Origin of the sequence: Aurantimonas aggregata, assembly GCF_010500835.1 — a bacterium.
In the GTDB taxonomy this organism is placed as follows: Bacteria; Pseudomonadota; Alphaproteobacteria; order Rhizobiales; family Rhizobiaceae; genus Aurantimonas; species Aurantimonas aggregata.
The window spans coordinates 243422-261837 of the sequence record NZ_JAAAMJ010000001.1 but is presented as its reverse complement, the minus strand read 5'-3'; the positions used below and the strand labels follow the sequence as shown (position 1 = coordinate 261837).

Here is an 18416-nt window from a genome sequence, read left to right as displayed (position 1 = left end):
GGGCGGTGAAGGCTTGGCAACGGCGCGCTCAGGAGCGGCTCTCGGCGGCGTTGGGGAAAAACAGAGGCTGGCCGCCGATCTTGTAGTCGGCGATGGCGGCCTGGCCTTCGCCGGAGATCAGCCAGTCGACGAAGGCCTGGCCCGCTTCGCTCTTCACATGCGGAAACTTCTCCGCGCTGACCAGCATGACGCCGTACTGGTTGAACAGCCGCTTGTCGCCCTCCACCAGCACGTCGAGATCGCCGCGATCGCTGAAGGAGAGCCAGGTGCCGCGGTCGGCGAGCACGTAGGCTTCCATGGCGCCGGCGGTGTTGAGGGCGGCGCCCATGCCCTGGCCGATCTCGCGGTACCAGTCGCCGTTCGCGGCCTCGATGTCGATGCCGGCATCCTTCCAGAGCCGCAGCTCGGCGGAATGGGTGCCGGACTTGTCGCCGCGCGACACGAACGGCGCCTTGGCGGCTTCGATCGCCTGCAGCGCCGCGGCGATGTCCTGGGTGCCGGCGATGCCGGCCGGATCGCTCTTCGGGCCGACGAGGACGAAGTCGTTGTACATGACGTCGAAGCGCTCGACGCCGAAGCCGTCGGCGACGAACTGTTCTTCCTGAGGCTTGGCGTGAACGAAGAGCACGTCGGCATCGCCGCGGCGGCCGGTCTCGAGCGCCTGGCCGGTGCCCTGGGCGACGACCTTCACCGTGATCCCGGTCTCCTTCTCGAAGAGCGGCAGGATGTGGTCGAACAGGCCGGAGTCCTGCGTCGAGGTCGTCGAGGCGACGACGATTGAGCGATCCTGGGCGAGGGCCGGATGGCCGGTGATGGCGGCGAGAAAGGCCGCGCCGGCAAAAGCGAGGGTCGGAACGAAGTGTCGCATGACGGTTCCCTGGGTTGATCTCAGATGACGAGGTCGCCGCGCAGGAAGGCGGCAGCCTCCGGCGTGGACTGGCTGTCGAAGAACGCGGCAACGGGCTTCTGCTCGCGCACCGTGCCGGCGGCCATGAACAGCACCTCGCCGGCAAGGCGCCGGACCTGGCCGAGATCGTGCGAGGCCATCAGCACCTTGATGCCGGAGGCGGCCGCTTCCTGGATGATCGCCTCGACGGCGCGGCTGGCGGCGGGGTCGAGATTGGCCGTCGGCTCGTCGAGCAGCAGCAGTTCCGGCTCGCGAGCGAGGGCCCGGGCCAAAGCGAGTTTCTGCTGTTCGCCGCCGGAGAGCGAGCGGGCGGGTCGGTCGGCATGGTCGCTGAGGCCGACCCGCTGCAACAGCGCCTCGGCCTTTGCGGCCCGCAAGCGACGCGGGCAGCCGGCCTGCGCCAGCCCGTAGACGATGTTGGCGAGGGCGGAGCGGCGCAGCATGACCGGCCGCTGGAACAGCATGGCGCGGCGGACCGGGGACGAGTCGATCCGGCCGCCCCAGGTGACGCGGCCCGTCGAGGGGGTCATCAGCCCCATGCAGAGGCGCAGGAGCGAGGATTTGCCGGCGCCATTCGGCCCGACGATCACGGTCGGCTGGCCGGCGCGGATGGTCAGCGTGACCCGGTCGAGGATCGCCGTCCCGCGGGCGACAAGCGAAACGTCGTGCAGGGACAGTGGCAGGTCGGTGCGGGCCAGCGCCTTCATCCGGTCACCCGCTTTTCCGACCAGCTGCGCAGGCTCCAGGCGAGCGCGTTGACCACCAGGATCAGGCCGACGAGGATCGCGCCGAGGCCCATGGCGAGGGCAAGGTCGCCCTTGGATGTCTCCAGCGCGATGGCGGTGGTCATCGTGCGGGTGAAGCCGTCGATATTGCCCCCGACGATCATCACCGTTCCGACCTCGGCCGCGGCGCGCCCGAAACCGGCGAGGAGGGCGGTGACGAGGCTGATGCGGCAGTCCCACAGAAGCGTCGCGACGCGGCCAGCCGGCCCGACATTCATCGCGGTCAGTTCGTCGCGATACTCGTGCCAGAGATCCTCGATCGTCTGGCGGGCGAGGGCAGCGATGATCGGCATGACCAGAAGCGCCTGCGCGATGATCATCGCCTGCGGGGTGAACAGGATGCCGAGCGAGCCGAGCGGGCCGGAGCGCGACAGCAGCAGATAGACCGCAAGCCCGACCACCACCGGCGGCAAGCCCATGAAACCGTTGAGAACGACGATTACCGCGGTCCGGCCGGGAAACCGCGTCAGCGCCAGGACGGCGCCGAGGGGAAAGGCCACCAGCGTCGCGAGCGCGACGGCGGACAGGCTGACCAGCAGCGACAGGCGCACGATGGCGTAGAGCGCGGGGTCGCCGCTGAGTATCAGGTGCCACGCACCGAGAGTATCCGGCATGACGCCTCCCTTGAGGCTTTCTTCTGCAAGGAATCCGTGTATGTCAATTCACGGAATTCGCGCATGTAAATGCAAGGATATGCCGATGGATCTGCTGACGACGGGCGAGGCCGCCGACTATCTCCGGCTCGGTGAGCGCAAGCTCTACGAACTGGTCGCGGCGGGGGCGATCCCGTGCTCGAAGGTTACCGGCAAGTGGCTGTTTCCTCGCCACGAGCTGGATCGCTGGGTGGTCTCCGGCTTGGCGCGGCCGGCGGGGATGGTGCCGGGCGAGGCGCCGCCGATCGTCGGCGGTAGCCAGGACGATCTGCTCGAATGGAGCCTGCGCCAGTCGGGCTCGGGGCTCGCCTCGCTGACCGAGGGAACGGAAGCCGGCGTCGGCCGGCTGCTGCGCGGCGAGATCGCGGCGGCGGCGATCCATTTTCACGGGGCCGCCGACGAGGACAACGTCGCCTTTGTCGAGCGCATGCCGCATCTGCATGACGCGCTGCTGGTCGGCCTCGTGCGCCGCGAGCAGGGGCTGCTGCTGCCGCCCGGCAATCCGAAGGGGCTCGCCAGCCTGGAGGACGTGATCGAAAGTCGGGCCCGGCTCGCCGTCCGGCAGAAGGGCGCCGGGGCGCAGATGCTGCTCGACGGAATGCTGGCACGGCTCGGCGTCTCGCCGGCCGACCTCGAACGGCTCGAGCCGGCCTGCCTCAGCGGTCCGGACGTTGCGGCGGCCATCCGCGAAGGGCGGGCCGATTGCGGCATCGCGACGCGGTCGGCTGCCCGCGCGGCCGGCCTCGATTTCGTGACGCTGACCTGGGAGAACTTCGATCTCCTGATGCGGCAGCGGACCTACTTCACCCCGCCGCTACAGGCGCTGGTCGCTTTCCTGGCCGGCGAGGCGATCCAGCAACGCGCTGCCGACCTCACCGGCTACGACCTGACGCCGGCCGGATCGATCCGCACCTTCGCCTGATCGGACAGCGTCGGGACGAGCGGCGTCGCGGCGCGAAGGCGGACGAGGCCGAGGACGGTGTCGATCGTCGGCGTCGGGCTTTCGGTGAGGCGCCCGAGCTCCTGCACGGCGGCGACCAGTGCGTCGATTTCCATCGGCCGGCCGAGCTCGAGGTCCTGCAGCATCGAGGTCTTGTGCTCACCGACTTCCGCCGCGCCGGCGATGCGCTTGTCGACGTCGATGGGAAAGCGGATGCCGAGCTTTTCGGCGATGGCCTGCGCCTCCAGCATCATCTGACGGGCGACGGCCCTGGTGCCGTCATTGCCGCAGATCGCGGCGAGGGTGGCGCCGGTGAGGGCCGAGATCGGGTTCAGCGAGACGTTGCCCCAGAGCTTGATCCAGATCTCCGAGCGGATCTGCGGGCGCACCGGGGCACGGAAACCCGCGGCCACCAATGCTCGTGACAGCGCCAGCGTGCGCTCGCTCTTTTCGCCGGAGGGCTCGCCAAGGGGCAAGCGATCGCCCTCGGTGTGGCGGATGATGCCCGGGGCCTCGATGTCGGCGGCAGGATGGACGACGCAGCCGATCGCCCGCTCCGGGCCGATCGTGTCCCAGATCCTGCCGCCCGGATCCACCGCCTCGACCCGGTGCCCCTCATAGGGGCCGCCGCTGCGGTGGAAGTACCACCAGGGCACGCCGTTCTGGGCGGTGACCACGGCCGTATCGGGACCTAGCAGGGTGACGAGGCCGGGCAGGATCACCGGCACCGAATGCGCCTTGAGCGCGACGAAGACGTAATCCTGCGGCCCGAGCTCGGACGGATCGTCGGTCGCCTGCAGGGCGACGTTGGTTTCGCCGGCCGCATCGCGCACGGTCAGGCCGTTCCGGCGGATCGCCGCCAGATGCGGGCCGCGCGCCACGACGCTGACCTCCGCATCGCCGGTCGCGGCAAGCTTTGCCGCGACGAGGCCGCCGATCGCGCCGGCACCGAAGATGCAGATCCTCATGCCGGCGCCGCCGCCTTGCCGAGACCGAGCTTGTCGGCAAGGCCGATGCGCTGCAGCTTGCCGGTGGCGCCCTTGGGGATCTCGTCGAGGAAGACCAGCCGGCGCGGCACCTTGAAGTCGGCGAGCTTCGTGGCGCAGAAATCGCGGATCTCGCGCTCGGTGGCGTTCATCCCCTCACGCAGCACCACCGCGGCGGCGACCTCCTCGCCGAGCTTGTCGTGCGGCATGGCGAAGGTCACGACCTGCTGCACCGCCGGGTGGTCCATCAGCACGTCGTCGACTTCCAGCGGCGAGATCTTTTCGCCGCCGCGATTGATGATCTCCTTCAGCCGGCCGGTGAGGCGGACGAAGCCGTCCTCGTCCATTGTGCCCTGGTCGCCGGTGTGGAACCAGCCATGCGCGAAGGCTTCGGCGTTGGCCTTGTCGTTGTTCTCGTAGCCTTTGGTGACGTTCGGACCGCGGATGCAGATCTCGCCGACCGCACCGGCCGGCAGCACCGTGCCGTCCTGCGACAGGATCGCCACTTCCGGCCCGGCGGCGGGACCGACGCTGCCGGGCTTGCGCTGGCCGGGCGGCAGGAGGTTGGAGGCCATCTGATGCGCCGCCTCGGTCATGCCGTAGGATTCGATCACCGGGCAGCCGAAGGCAGCTTCCAGCTCGCTCATCACCTGCGCCGGCAGCGAGGCCGAGGAGGAGCGGATGAAGCGCAGCTTGGCCTTGTCGACGCTGTCCTGGTTGCGTGGTGCGCGGGCGAGGATCGCCTGGTGCATGGTCGGGACGGCCGTGTACCAGGACGGGCCGGCTGCATCCATCCACGCGAAGAACTTCAAGGCGTTGAAGCCCGGCGTGCAGACGACGGATGCGCCGGCCGAGAGCGACGACAGCACCGCGGCGATCAGGCCGTGAATGTGGAACAGCGGCATGATGTTGAGGCAGCAATCGCCCGGTGTCAGCGCCAGCGTCTCGCGGATGTGGCGCGCCGAGGCCTTCACATTGCCGAGGCTGAGCGGCACGATCTTGGGGCGGGACGTGGTGCCGGAGGTGTGCAGGACGAGCGCGATGTCGTCGTCGTTGCTGTAGCCGCGACGCTCGGTCGTCCCCACCGCTTCGCCTTCCAGGGTGAAGGCGCCGGCGGGCGCGCCATCGGCGACGCGCAGCCGCAGCACTGGGATGCCGAGCTTCGCCGCGACGGCTTCGGCCGCCTCGTGGCCGGCGGCATCGACGATCAGCGCCTTGGCGCCGAGATCGTTGAGGTAGAACTCCAGCTCGTCCGCCCGGTAGGCCGGATTGAGCGGGGCGGTGGTCGCCCCGGCCGCGACGGCGACGAAGCAGGCCGCCATCTCCGGGCCGTTGGGCAGGACGATCGCGACACGGTCGCCACGCCCGATACCGAGCGCGTTGAGCGCGGACACCGTCGCGGCGACCAGCTCGCCGAGGCCGGCAAAGCTGAGCGACGGACGGTCCGGCGCGCCGATGGCAGGATCGGCGGGAGCGCCCCGCCCCAGGAGTTCGAGCATGTGGTTGCCGTCCTTCAAGTTGCGGAAAACCGGCGGCGCGGGGCGCCGCCGGTCGGTGCGGCTTCGATCGTCAGGACACGGTGACGCGGAGATCGCCGATGCCGTCGATATGGCCTTCCATGACGTCGCCGCGCTGGATGGCGCCGACGCCGGCGGGGGTCCCGGTCATGATCACATCACCCGGCGCGAGACGGAAGAGGCCGGAGAGATAGGAGATCGATTCGGCTACCTTCCAGATCATCTGGTTGAGGTCACCGCTCTGGCGGGTCTCGCCATTGACCTTGAGCCAGATTGCACCGGAATCGGGATGGCCGATCTCGGAAGCCGGCACCACCGGTGACACCGGCGCGGAATCCTCGAAGGCTTTGCCGATCTCCCAGGGCCGGCCCATCTTCTTGGCCTCGCCCTGCAGGTCGCGGCGGGTCATGTCGAGGCCGACGGCATAGCCGTAGACATGCGACAGCGCGTCCTCGACCGCGATGTCCTCGCCGCCCTTGGACAGGCAGACCACGAGTTCGATCTCGTGATGCACGTCGGAGGACATCGCCGGGTAGGGGAAGCTGTCGCCGACGACGAGATTGTCGGGGTTCTTCTGGAAGAAGAAAGGCGGCTCCTTGTTCGGGTCGTGACCCATCTCGATAGCGTGGTCGGCGTAGTTGCGGCCGACGCAATAGACGCGCCGCACCGGGTAGCGCTGGCTGGTGCCGACCACCGGCAGGGTCGGGGTCTTCGGGGCGGCGAAGACGTAGTCCTCGCCGGTGTCCGGACGGTTGGCGGTCACGGATATGTTCATCAGCTTCTGGCTCCTGCGTAATATTCGATGCGGGTTTCAAGCCGGGCCACGAGCCCGGCCAGGGTGAGGGCGAGGGTGAAGAGGATCAGGATGAGGGCCCAGAAATGCGCCATCAGGAAGTTGTTCGAGTAGAGGGTGAACAGCGCGCCGACGCCGATGATCGAGACCAGCAGCTGACCGATCACCACGCCCTTGACGCCGCGGATGACGCCGAGCCGGACGCCGGAGAGGATCTCCGGCAGTGCAGCGAGGAAGACGATCTTCAGTCGCTCGAACTTCGACGCGCCGAAGGAATGCGCCATCTCCATCAGCGATCCCGAAACGTGCCGGACGCCGGCCCTGGTATCGAGCGCGATGATGAACACCGAGAACATGAAGACGGTGACGATCACGGTGGGCGTTCCCATGCCGAACAGGATCATGAAGATCGGCACCAGCGCCGACAGCGGCGCCGAGAGGAAGATGTTCACCCACATGTTGAGGAGACCGTCGACCGCCGGCACGAGACCCATCAGGAACCCCATCGCGATGCCGACGACGATCGCCAGCGAGAGCCCCATCACGTAGGAATAGACCGTGATGCGCATCGCCTCGGCGAAGCTTGCCGAGGTCACGACGTCGCCGAGCGCGGCCAGCACCTCGGTGAAGGGCGGGAAGAGCATCACCAGCTCGAGCCGGCCGACGATCTCCCAGATCGCCACCCAGACAAGCAGCGAGGCCATCTTGGGCACCTTGTAGCCATAGAGGGTCATCGCATCTACTCCACGTAATGCTTCAGGCCGTGCCAGATCTCGTCCACCGTATCGAGATAGACTGGATCGCGGCGGATCGCCTCGGGATCGTCGCCGCGCGGGATGTCCGGCTCGATGATCTGCGATACGCGGCCGGGGCGGGGCGACAGCATGATGATGCGGTCCGAGACGTAGACCGCTTCCTCGATCGAATGGGTCACGAACAGGAAGGTCTTGTTCTCGACCTCTCGCAACCGGATCAGATCCTCCTGGAACTTGCGGCGGGTCTGCTCGTCGACCGCCGAGAAGGGCTCGTCCATCAACAAGACGTCGGCATCCACGGCGAGCGCCCGGGCGAGCCCGACGCGCTGGCGCATGCCGCCGGAGAGTTCGTGCGGGTATTTCTCCTCGAACCCGGCGAGCCCGACCTCGGCGATGTAATGCCGCGCCTTGTCCTCGCGCTCGGCCTTGGGCCGGCCCTGCATCTCGAGGCCGAAGGCGGCGTTGCGCAGCACGGTCGCCCAGGGCATCAGCGCGAAATCCTGGAAGACGAAGGCGCGCTCGGGACCGGGACCGGTGACCGGCCGGCCATGCACCAGCACCTCGCCCTGGTTGGGTTTCAGCAGCCCGGCGACGATCTTCAGGAGCGTGGTCTTGCCGCAGCCGGACGGGCCGAGCAGGCTGGTCATCTTGCCCGTCTCGAAGACGAGGTCGATGGATTTCAGCGCGACGACGTCGCCGTAGATCTTGGAGACGCCGCGGACCTCGATGATCGGTGGAGCGGCAGCGGCGCCGGAAGGCAGCGGGGACGGCGCTCGCGCCGTGGCGGGAAGGATGGCGGCATTACTCATCAGGCGCTCCGCGTCTCGGGCCGGAAGAGGGCCGTTTCGACGTATTGAAGGATGGTGACGGCCAGCACGGCGAAGAGGATGATCGAGGCGATGGCCGCGTACATGTTGTCGTAATTGGCCACCGACCGATGGAAGGTGATGAGGTCACCGATGCCGGTGGGGGTGATCAGCAACTCGGCGAGGACGACGCCCGAGAAGCCTTCGGCGACGCCGAGGCGCAGGCCGGCGAACATCATCGGGCTGGCGGCGGGGAGGATGATCCGGAAGATCTGCTGGCGGCGGCTGCCCATGAAGGACTGGCACATCGACACCAGCGAGGGCGGTACGTTGCGCACCGCCTTGTAGCTGTTGATGGCGATCACCGGCATCGCCAGCATCACCACGGCCAGCACCTTGGACGTCAGGCCGATGCCGTAGACGAAGGTGATCAGCGGAATGAGCGCGCTCATCGGCGCGGCCTGCATGACGATGAACATCGGCAGGGTGAACCACTCGAAATCCTTGCGCAGGCCCATCGCCACGCCGGACGAGATGCCGACGGTCAGCGAGATCACCAGCCCGATGAGCAGCGGCTCGATGGTGCGCAGATAGGCCGCGCCCATCGTCCCGTCCGCGACCATGGCGAAGAAGGCGCCGAGCGTCGCGGAGAAGGACGGGAAGGCGAAGTTGAAGTTCGAGCGGCCAGCGATCTCCCAGGCGAGGAAGAAGATGGCGAGCGACACGATGCGCCACGTCCAGGAGGCGCTTCCGGCACGCCGCAACAGGCCGGGCGGCTCGCTGCCCTTGTCGAGGCCGACTTTATCAAAGGTAGTGTTGGCGGTGGACATGGCGGCCTCACCCTCGTTGTTCTGGACGCGCGCGTAGGACGGCGCAGTGCCGCGCAGGACTGCGGGTGGCATCGGTCACCTCGGAAACGAAGCGGTGCGCGCCGTCGCCTGGACGGCGCGCGATTGCTCGACGTCAGTTGGCGGGGGCCGCGTCGGCTGCCCCGGCTTCGGCGGGCGCCGCCGTGCCGGCCGCCTTGGCTGCTTCGAGCGGGCCGAAGTTCCAGTAATCGTCGACGTTGACCTCGCCGTCGGCCTCGACCTGTCCTGCCGCCGCGAGAAACTCGATGTCGTTCTGAACGTCGGCCGGCTCGCCGCCGTCCAGCGGATAGACGCCGCCTTCGACGGACTCGGTGTAGTAGGGCGTGATGTCGGCCGCGGCCTCGTCCGGCAGGTCGGGCAGGAGATCGTACTCTTCGCGCAGCTTGGCGACGATCGTCGGGTCGGCGTCGATCTCGGCCCAGGTCCGCAGCAGTTCCTCGACGAAGACCTGCACGTCCTCGCTACGCTCCTCGAGCAGTTCGTTATTGGCGTAGAGCGCCTCGTCGGTGGCGTTGACGCCCTCGACCGGCAGACGGATGAACTTGCCGCCGCCCTCGCTCTCCAGGAGGCGCATGCCGGCGGAGTCGACGATGGTCGCGTTGACGTTGCCCTGCAGCATCGCGCCGGTCCGGACTTCCGCGCCCGGCACGTAGCTGATGTTGGAATACTTGATGCCGTTGACCTGCTCCATCAGGCGCATCAGCGCCTCCGTGCCGGAGCCGCGCGAGTGGACGGTGACCTCCTCGCCGTCGAGGTCGGACCAGTCCTTGTACATCTCGCCGTTGACGACCGGGAAGAACAGCAGCGTGCTCATCCGGTAGAACATCCGCACGGGGGCCTGCGAGTTCTTGAGGAACGCGTAGGGAGCGCCGACGCCGATATCGGCCTGGCCGCCGACCACTGCCTGGACGGCGACGTCCTCGGAATTGAAGAAGGTCAGCTCCATCGGCACGCCGCGCTCCTTGGCGCGTTCGATGGCGATGAGCAGGTTGAGGCTCTCGACGCTGGCGATATCGCCGAACGCCACCTGGATCGGATCTTCCTGCGCCATGCCCGGCGCGACCGGCGCGAAGCTGGCGACGGCGAGGGCGATGGCGCCTGCGCAGGCTTCTGCGAGCGTTATGCGTCGTGATGTCATGTTGGCCTCCCGATGGTAGCCGGGCTAAGCCGCCGGCCTTGGCTCTCCTCGCCGATCTCCCGTCGGCTTTCTCCAATTTCTGGATTGGTTAGAGTAAATGCTACGATTGGTTAGGCGTCAACCCGCATTTGTACGCTTCTGCGAATTGCGCTAAGGCGTAAGCCAAACCAATCTAACTATTGGTCAGAGGGTTGATGAAGTTATGACCGGCCATGAAGGGCATCTCATGAGCGTGGACAACGGCCGGGGCGCGGCCCTGGTACAATTGCGGGCCTGGCTGGCGCAACGGGAGCTGCCGGGCAATTCGCGGCTTCCCCCGGAACGCGAACTGGCCGAGATCGTCGGGGTGTCGCGCGGCGACCTGCGCAAGGCGCTGGCGACGCTGGAAGCCGACGGGCTGCTCTGGCGTCACGTCGGCAAGGGCACGTTTACGGGGGCGCGTCCGACGACGGAGATCGACTCCATTGCGGTCATCGCCAACCAGACGAGCCCGGCCGAGGTGATGCGCGCCCGCCTGGTGCTCGAGCCGGAGCTCGCCCGCGAAGCGGCTTTGCATGCGACGGCCGACGACATCAGGGCGATGCGGCTCTGTACCGACGGTGGCCGCGCCGCCGAGACCTGGCGGCAATACGAGAACTGGGACAACCGGCTGCACCGCACCATCGCGGAGGCGGGCCGGAACGCCCTGCTGCTCTCGGTCTTCGACACGATCAACGCGGTTCGCCGGACCGTCGTCTGGGGCCGGTTGCGCAACGACAAGCTGCTGCCGCCCGCCGACCATCACAGCTTCGGGGACCACGACGCCATCGTCGAAGCGATCGAGAACCGCGATCTGTCCGCCGCCGCCAGCCTGATGCGGACGCATTTGCAGCGCGTGCAGGCCAATCTGATCGAACGGCATCAGGCGGCGCAGGACTAGCCATCGGCTCGGCAGGGACGCCGCGAGTACACTTTCGCCCGCGCGACGCTACCGCCCGTCGCTTCAAGTCCCGACGGCAAACACGGTATCCTCGCCGATCTCCAGCGATTCGGGTCAGCATGAACACGTCCAGCACCATTGACGCCGGTGTCGTCATCGCCGGCGGCGGCCAGGCCGGCTTCCAGGTCGCGGCGAGCCTGAGGCAGCTCGGTTTTGCCGGACCGGTGACCATCATCGCGGCGGAGGACCGGCTGCCCTATCAGCGGCCACCGCTGTCGAAAACCTACATCAAGACCGATGCCGGCTTCGACAGCCTGCTGATCCGGCCGGACAGCTTCTACGCCAAGAACGACATCACCGTGCGAACCGGCGAGCGTGTCGTCTCGATCGACCGGCAGGGCTCGACGGTGACGCTGGATAGCGGCGAGCAGCTGGCCTACGGCCATCTCGTGCTGGCCACCGGCGCGGCCAACCGCACGCTGCCCGTCGCGGGCGCGACCCTGCCAGGCGTTCACGGCCTGCGGACGGCGGCCGACGCGGAGGCTTTGCGCGCGGCGATCGACGCAGCCAATCGGCTGGTCATCGTCGGGGGCGGTTTCATCGGGCTCGAGGTCGCCGCGGCGGTCCGCTCGCTCGGCAAGGACGTCGTGCTGATCGAGGCCGCCGACCGGCTGATGGGCCGAACGGTCTCGCGCCCGGTCTCGGCCTTCTTCCTCGACCAGCACCGGGGGATGGGCACCGAGATCCGGCTTGAGACCGCGCTGGCCGCAGTGCTCGGCGACGACCGCGCCGAAGGCGTGCTGCTGGCGGACGGGACGACGATCGCCGCCGACATCGTGCTGATCGCTGCCGGCGTCGTGCCGGAGGACCGGCTGGCTCGGGACGCGGGGCTCGCGACCGACAACGGCATCGTCGTCGACACGTTCATGACCACGAGCGATCCGCGGATCTTCGCCATCGGCGATTGCGCGGTCTTCGAAAGCCCGTTCACCGACCGGCCGGTGCGGCTGGAATCGGTGCAGAACGCCGTCGACCAGGCCAAAACCGTCGCGGCAAGGGTCATCGGCCCGGGCGAGCCCTATCGCAGCGTGCCGTGGTTCTGGAGCGACCAGGGGCCGTTCAAGCTGCAGGTCGTCGGCCTGACGGCGGGGTCCGATCACGTCGAGCTCGGCCGGCTCGGGGAGGAGGGGCGGCTCATCGCCTATTGCTTCCGCGGCGATCGGCTGCTCGGCATCGAGACGGTGAACCGGCCTGGCGAGCACATGCTCGGCCGGCGTATTCTCGGGCAGGACCTGACGATCGCGCGGGCCGAGGTGGCACGCCACGATTTCGACCTCAAGGCGCATGTGGCGAGCCTGTCCGAACGCTGAGACGGCATTTGGCCGCTCGGTGTTCGGGAGGCGCCGACCGGCCCGTTGATCCTGATCAAGGCCGGCGGATCGTTCCGGGCGCCTGATGCAGGCGCCCCCGGGATCCGGATTGACGGCGCGAGCCGACCTTGCCCGACGGGACAGCAACAGATCGGGAGGAACTGCCATGACGTCGACCGCCGAGACGAAAGCCACGCCGGAGCTGACGCCGAATTTCCGGCATGTGCGCCTGGCACTCGCCCGCGAGAAGGGCCATCCGGACGGTGACCGGGAGCAGGGCTATGACCTCCTCGTGCCGCTGGATGCCGAGGGACGGCTCGATGCCGCCGAATGGAAGACGCATCAGGCGGCCTGCCGCGTCCGGCGCTTCGCACACGGGCAGACCGAACTCGTCGGTCGCCTGCGCCGCAAGCCGGGCGGCACCTGGTATTTCGACTATGCCGAGGGTGACGAGGACGACGAGGTCGGCTTCCGCCTCGGCGAGGAGCGCTTCGTGCCGGGCGAGTATGTCTCGATCCGCAGCGACGGCGCCATGCACACCTATCAGGTCAAGCTCGTCGAGCGGCTCTGACCCCGACGGGCGAACAACCGGCTGGTCGAGCCCTGTTCCGGCACCCGTCAAGCGCCTGGTGCCGCTGAGGCACCAGGATGGCAATCTGCATGGGAGCCATCAGAAACCATGTTGAAAAATGGTCTAACGCCTCACGTCATCGGCAATTGACAGTTTTCGGCAATCAGAATTAGATTTTTTCGCGGCGAACAGACGGCTAATTTTTGGTTGGAGTTTGCGTGATGAAGAAATTCCTTGTGGCCGCGATGTTGATTGCGGCATCGATGATGCTCGGTGTCTCGAGCGCCGCGGCAGGTCTCGTAGCAAAAGTCGACATTTCTACTCAGACCATGACGGTTATTCAGAACGGCAAGGTGGTTTACCGCTGGCCGGTGTCGACGGCGCGCAAGGGCTACGTGACGCCGACCGGCAGCTGGCGGGCCAAGCGCATCCACCGCATGTGGCATTCGCGCAAATACGACATGTCGCCGATGCCCTATTCGGTCTTCTACCACCGCGGCTATGCGATCCATGGGACCGGCGCCGTCAGCCGTCTCGGCCGTCCGGCGTCGCACGGCTGCGTGCGCCTCCACACGGCAAATGCGAAGACGTTCTACGCGTTGGTCCGCAAGCACGGCATGGGCAACACCCGCGTCGTCGTGCAGCGCTAGGCTGGTTGCGCAGTCACGTCAGGTCGGTCGGCTCGCCGTGGCTGGCGCGGGAAGCGGACCGCCCAGGACTTCAGGGCGCTAGTCGCACCACACGTTCGGCGAAGGGCGCGCCGTGAGGGCGCGCCACCGAGACGGTTACCCTGTGACCCATCCGGCGCACCCGGTCGGCGTCCTGGACTGCGGCCCGCAGCGCATCGACACGTCGGTCGAAGGTGCCGTGGGGGGTGTGACAGAAGGAGATCGTCCAGCGCCTGCCGAGCGGCTCGACATTGTAGCTGAGTTCCGAGGTATGCATGTTCATGCCTCCCGTACTGCGAACCTCAATGGCACATGAGGAGCGGAATCGGACATGATTTCAAGAGGTCACGTGTCACGCCGCCCAGAATCATCTCCCGCAGCCGCGAACGGCCGTAGGCACCGGAGACCAGCAGCTCGGCTCCGACGATCTTCGCCTCGTTGAGCAGCGCGTCGGCCGGCCGGTTCCATTTCGGCAGATGCCGGACCTCGACGGTGACCCCGTGGCGGGCGAGATGGCGCGCCATGTCGGCGACCGGCTCGCTGTGGCGTTCCTCGCTCGCCGTCGCTTCCGCGACGGACACGAGGAAGACCTCGCGGGCCCGCTTGAGGAAGGGCAGGGCAGCCGCGATCGACCGCGAGCACTCGGTCGAGTCGCGCCAGCCGATGACGATCGTCTGCGGGTCCCGCGGCTCGCTCGCATCCGGCGGCACGATCAGCGCCGGGCAGCCGGCGTCGAAGAGCACGGCCGCAATCATGTCGGCGAGCGATCGGTCGTCGTCGGGCCGCCCGAGGACGACGAGGTCGAGCGTTCGGGCCAGTCGTGCGGCGGCGAAGGCGAGTTCATGCGGCATGCCGTCGACGCGCCGTAGGGCGCAGCCATTGTCCATGTGCTCGAGGCGGGCGCGGATCGCCTTCTCCGCGACATCGCCGGCAGCGCGGCCTTCTTCCCAGATCTCGACCGCAACGCGCTCGTAGCCGGCCCCGACGGGGATGAACGAGGTCGGGATTGGGTTGGCGAAGAAGCCCTCGACATGCGTGCCGAAGATATTCGTCAGCATCTGCGCGTAGGCAAGTCGGGGGGCATCATAGCCGGAACCGTCGAGATGGACGGCAAGGTCGGCGATGCGATCGAGGGCGGGCGCCGTCTGCGCCTGCCCCGTCGCATCGGAATAGGGGCCCTGGTTGAGAAGGCTGCTCATAGTCGATCCTCTCGCTCCCTCACGCGGAGCGAGGTCCGAAGGCCATACCCGGCGTGCAAATGATCGGTGTCGTCGAGGGCGGGGCCAGATGGTTTCCCACCATTGGACGGCCCGCGCCTGACGATATGCCGCACTATCGCGCGCACGCGACGAACGAACGTTGATCGGGATCAATTCGGATGAGACTTCCCGCCAGGACGGTCCGGCGAAGCCGACGCTACTTGCGACGCTTCCGGGAGGGCTTGCGCGACTGCCAGCGGTCGTGGAACCACATCCACTGCTCGGGATGCTCGCGCACCCAGCCCTCGACGACGTCGTTGAGCAGCTGGCATGTCGCCTCGACGTCAACCGCGCCGGCCGCGTTGCGCGGCAGGTCTAGCCGCGGCTGCAGCTCCAGGCGATAGCGGCCGTTCGGCAGCCGGATCGAGCGGGCCGGGTAGATCTCCGCATCGTACTGGCGGGCCAGCTTCGGCAGCAGCGGATTGGTCTTGCAGGGCCGGCCGAAGAACGTGGTGCCGACGCCCTTCTGGAATTTCTGGTCGACCAGCATGCCCACGGCACCGCCGCGCTGCAGGATGCCGGCCAGCGACCAGGCGGCCCCGGCCTTGGATGGCACCATGTGGCCGCCGGTGGTCCGGCGGGCCGACAGCACCTCCTTGGCGATGTAGCGGTTGTTCGGCTGGCGAAACAGTGCGGTGAATTCCAGCCCGAAGGCGGCGGCGCCGATCGGCAGCAGCTCGAAGCAGCCGAGATGCCCGGTGAAGAAGATGAACGGGCCCTTGCGCTCGCGCAGTTCGATGAAGGTCTCGATGCCCTCGACCTCGATCCGGCCCTCGCCGGGCCGCTCGGGATCGAAGTCGAAGAGATCGTCGAGAAAGACGTATTCCGCGGCGATGCGGCCCATCTGGCCCCAGTTCGCCCGCGCGGTCTTTTCGACCCAGGCTTCGTCCCGCTCGGGGAATGCCTGGCGGAGATTGTCCTTGGCGAGCGTGTGGCGCGGCGTCAGGGGTCCGATCAGCCGCGAGGCCCGGTCGGCGAAGGCCAGCCCCGCCTCGGCGGGCAGCAGCCTCAGCAGCCGCAGGATCGCGAAGAGGATCTGCGCCACGACATAGTCGCCGGCCCGTTTCAGCCGCAGCAGCAGCCGCGTGGCCTGAGGACTCATGAGCCGGCTGCGTCCGCGCTCTCGCGGTTCACGTGCAGGATGATCTTGCCGAACACCTCGCGGGCTTCCATGCGCTTCAGCGCCAGCGCGATGCCGTCGAAGCCGATCTCGGTGTCGATCACCGGGTGGACGATGCCGCGCGCCATCTTCTGCATGGCGTCGCGCATGTTCTCCATGCGACAGCCGAACGAGCCGAACAGCTTCAGCTGCTGCTGGAACAGCATCATCAGGTTCATGTCGGTCGACACGCCCGACGTCGAGCCGCAGGTGACGAGACGGCCGCCCCGCTTCAGGCAGAGCATGGAGCCGGGCCATGTGTCCTTGCCGACATGCTCGAAGACTACGTCGACGCCCTTCTTGCGGGTCAGCTTCCGCGTCACGCCCTCGAAGCGGTCGGTGCGGTAGTTGATGACGTGGTCGGCGCCGAGGGCTTTCGCTCTTTGGATCTTGTCGTCGGAGCCGACGGTGGTGATGACCGTCGCGCCCTGCTTCTTGGCGAGCTGGATCGCCGCCGAGCCGATGCCCGAGCCGCCGGCGTGGACGAGGATGGTCTCGCCGGGCTCGAGCCTGGCATTGTCGAACAGCATATGCTCGACGGTGCCGAACGTGACCGGCGCCAGCGCCGCGCCGATCGCGTCGCAGCCCGGAGGAGCGGGAACGAGCAACCGGGTCGGCAGGTTGACCTTCTCCTGCGCAAAGCCGTCGAGATGGAAGCCGTGCACGCCGGAGACGTGCTCGCACAGATTGTCGCGGCCCTCACGGCAGGGGCGGCAGAGGCCGCAGGTCTGCGCACCGTAGATCGCGACGAGCTGGCCGGGCAGCACGTTGCCGACGCCGGGCCCGATAGCCTCGATGACGCCGGAAGCCTCGGCGCCGACGACGAGCGGCATCTTGCGCTTAGCGAACGCCATGCCGCGCCAGCCCCAGACGTCGATGTGGTTCAGGGCGACCGCCCGGATGGCCACGGTGGCTTCGCCGGGGCCGGGGGGCGGTGGGGGTGGAAGGTCGACTTCCCGCAGGTCGCGGTCGCCGACGAGTTGCAATGCCCGCATGGGTCTATCAGCCTCGAATGCTGGCTTCGGCGATGGTCAGGCGCGGGGTTCGCGGCCGATGACCAGGCAGGCGTTCTGCCCGCCGAAACCGAAGGAATTGGAAAGGACCGCGGCGATGTCGGCCGAACGCGCCTGGTTCGGCACGGTATCGAGCGGGATCGCCGGGTCGGGGTTCTCGTAGTTGATGGTCGGCGGCAGCACGCCATGGCGCATCGACAGCACCGAGAAGGCGGCCTCGATGGCACCGGCCGCCGTCAGCGTGTGGCCGATCATCGACTTGTTGGAGGAGATCGGCGTCGAGGCCAGTGCGTCGCCGAAGGCGGCGGCAAGGCCCGTCGCCTCCATCCGGTCGTTCTCCGGCGTCGAGGTGCCGTGGGCGTTGATGTAGTCGATGTCGGACGGCTCCATGCCCGCATCGGCAAGGCCCGCCTTGATCGTCGCGATGATCGGCGAGCCGTCCGGCTTCGAGCGCGTGCGATGGAAATCGTCCGCCCGCTCGCCGCAGCCGTGGATGACGCCGAGGATGGTCGCACCCCGGGCTCTCGCGGCGGACAGCGATTCCAGGACAAGGGCGCCGGCGCCCTCGGCCATGACGAAGCCGTCGCGATCCTTGGAGAACGGCTTGGAGGCCTTCTCCGGAAACTCGTTGTTCGTCGACAGCGCCGAAAGCAGCGAGAAGCGGATCAGCGATTCCTGGGTGATCGAGCCGTCGGTGCCGATCGAGATCGCCCGTTCGGTCTCGCCGCGGCGGATCGCCTCGACGCCGAGCTGGATCGCGCTGGCGCCGGAGGCGCAGGCGGTCGAGAGCGTGATCGGCAGGCCGCGCGTGCCGAGCCGGTCGGCGAGCAGCTCGGAGATCCGGCTGCACTGGGTCAAATGGTAGATCGACGGGTCCGGCCGCCGCCGGGCGATCTGCAGCAGGCGATCGTAGCCGGCTTCCTCTATGTCGGCATCGTCCATCCTATCGATGGCCAGGCGGTGCTGCCATTCGAGCTCGACGGGGGGCGCCGCCAGGAACAGCGGTCCGGCGAAGTCGTCGTCCGGCAGGCCAGCCATGCGGACGGCCTCGGCGCCCGCCGCCTCAGCCATGGCATAGGACAGGCCGGTGGAGGTCGCGGCCTCCGGTCCCATGAAGTCGACGGAGCCGGAAATGGTGGTGCGAAGCCCCTCGGTGGAGAAGCGGTCGATCCGGTGGATACCGGAACGGCCGGCGGCAAGCGCGGCCCAGTTGTCCTCCACGCCGCGACCGAGCGGCGAGACGATGCCGATGCCGGTGATCGCGACGATCGGGCGGCCCATGAAGTCGTTTCCGCTGACGCTCATGTC

Annotated in this window: 20 protein-coding genes; 5 read left to right on the top strand and 15 right to left on the bottom strand. The window is 67.9% G+C overall.

The genetic code is table 11. From position 1 onward, the window contains the following. Positions 1 to 28 precede the first annotated feature (28 nt). The 3 genes from GTW51_RS01285 to GTW51_RS01275 are packed head-to-tail and all read right to left on the bottom strand — an operon-like array spanning position 29 to position 2306. Positions 29 to 868: an ABC transporter substrate-binding protein gene (locus GTW51_RS01285; RefSeq protein ID WP_163042066.1), complete on the bottom strand. Its 840-nt coding sequence runs from the start codon at positions 866 to 868 to the stop codon at positions 29 to 31. Between the two features lie 20 nt (positions 869 to 888). Continuing rightward, positions 889 to 1614 (bottom strand): energy-coupling factor ABC transporter ATP-binding protein, encoded by a 726-nt coding sequence (locus tag GTW51_RS01280; protein ID WP_163042065.1) that lies wholly within the window; start codon positions 1612 to 1614, stop codon positions 889 to 891. Next, positions 1611 to 2306: an ABC transporter permease gene (locus GTW51_RS01275; RefSeq protein WP_163042064.1), complete on the bottom strand. Its 696-nt coding sequence runs from the start codon at positions 2304 to 2306 to the stop codon at positions 1611 to 1613. Before GTW51_RS01275 ends, GTW51_RS01280 begins: the two co-directional genes overlap by 4 nt. A gap of 85 nt (positions 2307 to 2391) precedes the next feature. On the opposite strand from GTW51_RS01275, the gene GTW51_RS01270 reads away from it, so the two are divergent. Then, complete coding sequence (locus tag GTW51_RS01270; RefSeq protein WP_163042063.1) at positions 2392 to 3267, top strand: helix-turn-helix transcriptional regulator; 876 nt, start codon at positions 2392 to 2394, stop codon at positions 3265 to 3267. Here the strand turns inward: GTW51_RS01270 and GTW51_RS01265 are convergent. The 7 genes from GTW51_RS01265 to GTW51_RS01235 form a co-directional block, all read right to left on the bottom strand. After that, positions 3225 to 4253: a 2-dehydropantoate 2-reductase gene (locus GTW51_RS01265; protein ID WP_163042062.1), complete on the bottom strand. Its 1029-nt coding sequence runs from the start codon at positions 4251 to 4253 to the stop codon at positions 3225 to 3227. The genes GTW51_RS01270 and GTW51_RS01265 overlap by 43 nt on opposite strands. After that, positions 4250 to 5770, bottom strand: a complete 1521-nt coding sequence (locus GTW51_RS01260) for an acyl--CoA ligase (protein ID WP_163042061.1) — start codon at positions 5768 to 5770, stop codon at positions 4250 to 4252. Before GTW51_RS01260 ends, GTW51_RS01265 begins: the two co-directional genes overlap by 4 nt. A gap of 70 nt (positions 5771 to 5840) precedes the next feature. After that, positions 5841 to 6563, bottom strand: coding sequence for a fumarylacetoacetate hydrolase family protein (locus GTW51_RS01255; RefSeq protein WP_163042060.1), 723 nt, complete (start codon positions 6561 to 6563; stop codon positions 5841 to 5843). Next, a complete protein-coding gene (locus GTW51_RS01250) occupies positions 6563 to 7315 on the bottom strand; it encodes an ABC transporter permease (RefSeq protein WP_163042059.1) in 753 nt (250 codons plus the stop codon). The genes GTW51_RS01255 and GTW51_RS01250 overlap by 1 nt, the downstream gene beginning before the upstream one ends. Before the next feature lie 5 nt (positions 7316 to 7320). Beyond that, the gene (locus tag GTW51_RS01245; RefSeq protein WP_163042058.1) at positions 7321 to 8145 is read right to left on the bottom strand and encodes an ABC transporter ATP-binding protein; all 825 of its coding nucleotides are present in this window, start codon (positions 8143 to 8145) and stop codon (positions 7321 to 7323) included. Then, on the bottom strand, positions 8145 to 9044 hold the full coding sequence (locus tag GTW51_RS01240) for an ABC transporter permease (RefSeq protein WP_246232473.1): 900 nt from the start codon (positions 9042 to 9044) through the stop codon (positions 8145 to 8147). The genes GTW51_RS01245 and GTW51_RS01240 overlap by 1 nt, the downstream gene beginning before the upstream one ends. 61 nt (positions 9045 to 9105) lie before the next feature. Then, on the bottom strand, positions 9106 to 10149 hold the full coding sequence (locus tag GTW51_RS01235) for an ABC transporter substrate-binding protein (RefSeq protein WP_163042057.1): 1044 nt from the start codon (positions 10147 to 10149) through the stop codon (positions 9106 to 9108). Positions 10150 to 10375: 226 nt separating this feature from the next. On the opposite strand from GTW51_RS01235, the gene GTW51_RS01230 reads away from it, so the two are divergent. The 4 genes from GTW51_RS01230 (at position 10376) to GTW51_RS01215 (ending at position 13659) form a co-directional block, all read left to right on the top strand. Next, a complete protein-coding gene (locus GTW51_RS01230) occupies positions 10376 to 11068 on the top strand; it encodes a FadR/GntR family transcriptional regulator (protein ID WP_163042056.1) in 693 nt (230 codons plus the stop codon). A 119-nt stretch (positions 11069 to 11187) separates the two neighbouring features. Continuing rightward, complete coding sequence (locus tag GTW51_RS01225; RefSeq protein WP_163042055.1) at positions 11188 to 12438, top strand: NAD(P)/FAD-dependent oxidoreductase; 1251 nt, start codon at positions 11188 to 11190, stop codon at positions 12436 to 12438. 166 nt (positions 12439 to 12604) lie between these two features. Next, on the top strand, positions 12605 to 13009 hold the full coding sequence (locus tag GTW51_RS01220; protein WP_163042054.1) for a hypothetical protein: 405 nt from the start codon (positions 12605 to 12607) through the stop codon (positions 13007 to 13009). 221 nt (positions 13010 to 13230) lie between these two features. Beyond that, complete coding sequence (locus GTW51_RS01215) at positions 13231 to 13659, top strand: L,D-transpeptidase (RefSeq protein WP_163042641.1); 429 nt, start codon at positions 13231 to 13233, stop codon at positions 13657 to 13659. Positions 13660 to 13729: 70 nt separating this feature from the next. Here GTW51_RS01215 and GTW51_RS01210 read toward each other — a convergent pair whose 3' ends face one another. From GTW51_RS01210 to GTW51_RS01190, 5 genes are all read right to left on the bottom strand, one after another. Next, positions 13730 to 13960, bottom strand: a complete 231-nt coding sequence (locus GTW51_RS01210) for a hypothetical protein (RefSeq protein ID WP_203565834.1) — start codon at positions 13958 to 13960, stop codon at positions 13730 to 13732. Between the two features lie 19 nt (positions 13961 to 13979). After that, complete coding sequence (locus tag GTW51_RS01205) at positions 13980 to 14876, bottom strand: universal stress protein (RefSeq protein WP_163042052.1); 897 nt, start codon at positions 14874 to 14876, stop codon at positions 13980 to 13982. Positions 14877 to 15093: 217 nt separating this feature from the next. Then, entirely contained in the window at positions 15094 to 16038 is a 945-nt protein-coding gene (locus tag GTW51_RS01200; RefSeq protein ID WP_163042051.1) for a lipid A biosynthesis lauroyl acyltransferase, read from the bottom strand. Beyond that, the gene (locus GTW51_RS01195) at positions 16035 to 17090 is read right to left on the bottom strand and encodes a zinc-binding dehydrogenase (protein WP_163042050.1); all 1056 of its coding nucleotides are present in this window, start codon (positions 17088 to 17090) and stop codon (positions 16035 to 16037) included. The genes GTW51_RS01200 and GTW51_RS01195 overlap by 4 nt, the downstream gene beginning before the upstream one ends. A 36-nt stretch (positions 17091 to 17126) precedes the next feature. Beyond that, the gene (locus tag GTW51_RS01190) at positions 17127 to 18413 is read right to left on the bottom strand and encodes a beta-ketoacyl-ACP synthase (RefSeq protein WP_203565833.1); all 1287 of its coding nucleotides are present in this window, start codon (positions 18411 to 18413) and stop codon (positions 17127 to 17129) included. Positions 18414 to 18416 lie beyond the last annotated feature (3 nt).

Bases quoted from the DNA above. Each gene is read 5' to 3' on its own strand.
- GTW51_RS01225 (WP_163042055.1), top strand. From the start codon at position 11,188: ATGAACACGTCCAGCACCATTGACGCCGGTGTCGTCATCGCCGGCGGC.
- GTW51_RS01250 (WP_163042059.1), bottom strand. From the start codon at position 7,315: ATGACCCTCTATGGCTACAAGGTGCCCAAGATGGCCTCGCTGCTTGTC.
- GTW51_RS01285 (WP_163042066.1), bottom strand. From the start codon at position 868: ATGCGACACTTCGTTCCGACCCTCGCTTTTGCCGGCGCGGCCTTTCTC.
- GTW51_RS01195 (WP_163042050.1), bottom strand. From the start codon at position 17,090: ATGCGGGCATTGCAACTCGTCGGCGACCGCGACCTGCGGGAAGTCGAC.
- GTW51_RS01260 (WP_163042061.1), bottom strand. From the start codon at position 5,770: ATGCTCGAACTCCTGGGGCGGGGCGCTCCCGCCGATCCTGCCATCGGC.
- GTW51_RS01265 (WP_163042062.1), bottom strand. From the start codon at position 4,253: ATGAGGATCTGCATCTTCGGTGCCGGCGCGATCGGCGGCCTCGTCGCG.
- GTW51_RS01230 (WP_163042056.1), top strand. From the start codon at position 10,376: ATGAGCGTGGACAACGGCCGGGGCGCGGCCCTGGTACAATTGCGGGCC.
- GTW51_RS01205 (WP_163042052.1), bottom strand. From the start codon at position 14,876: ATGAGCAGCCTTCTCAACCAGGGCCCCTATTCCGATGCGACGGGGCAG.
- GTW51_RS01240 (WP_246232473.1), bottom strand. From the start codon at position 9,044: ATGCCACCCGCAGTCCTGCGCGGCACTGCGCCGTCCTACGCGCGCGTC.
- GTW51_RS01235 (WP_163042057.1), bottom strand. From the start codon at position 10,149: ATGACATCACGACGCATAACGCTCGCAGAAGCCTGCGCAGGCGCCATC.
- GTW51_RS01210 (WP_203565834.1), bottom strand. From the start codon at position 13,960: ATGAACATGCATACCTCGGAACTCAGCTACAATGTCGAGCCGCTCGGC.
- GTW51_RS01215 (WP_163042641.1), top strand. From the start codon at position 13,231: ATGAAGAAATTCCTTGTGGCCGCGATGTTGATTGCGGCATCGATGATG.
- GTW51_RS01275 (WP_163042064.1), bottom strand. From the start codon at position 2,306: ATGCCGGATACTCTCGGTGCGTGGCACCTGATACTCAGCGGCGACCCC.
- GTW51_RS01245 (WP_163042058.1), bottom strand. From the start codon at position 8,145: ATGAGTAATGCCGCCATCCTTCCCGCCACGGCGCGAGCGCCGTCCCCG.
- GTW51_RS01190 (WP_203565833.1), bottom strand. From the start codon at position 18,413: ATGAGCGTCAGCGGAAACGACTTCATGGGCCGCCCGATCGTCGCGATC.
- GTW51_RS01280 (WP_163042065.1), bottom strand. From the start codon at position 1,614: ATGAAGGCGCTGGCCCGCACCGACCTGCCACTGTCCCTGCACGACGTT.
- GTW51_RS01255 (WP_163042060.1), bottom strand. From the start codon at position 6,563: ATGAACATATCCGTGACCGCCAACCGTCCGGACACCGGCGAGGACTAC.
- GTW51_RS01270 (WP_163042063.1), top strand. From the start codon at position 2,392: ATGGATCTGCTGACGACGGGCGAGGCCGCCGACTATCTCCGGCTCGGT.
- GTW51_RS01200 (WP_163042051.1), bottom strand. From the start codon at position 16,038: ATGAGTCCTCAGGCCACGCGGCTGCTGCTGCGGCTGAAACGGGCCGGC.
- GTW51_RS01220 (WP_163042054.1), top strand. From the start codon at position 12,605: ATGACGTCGACCGCCGAGACGAAAGCCACGCCGGAGCTGACGCCGAAT.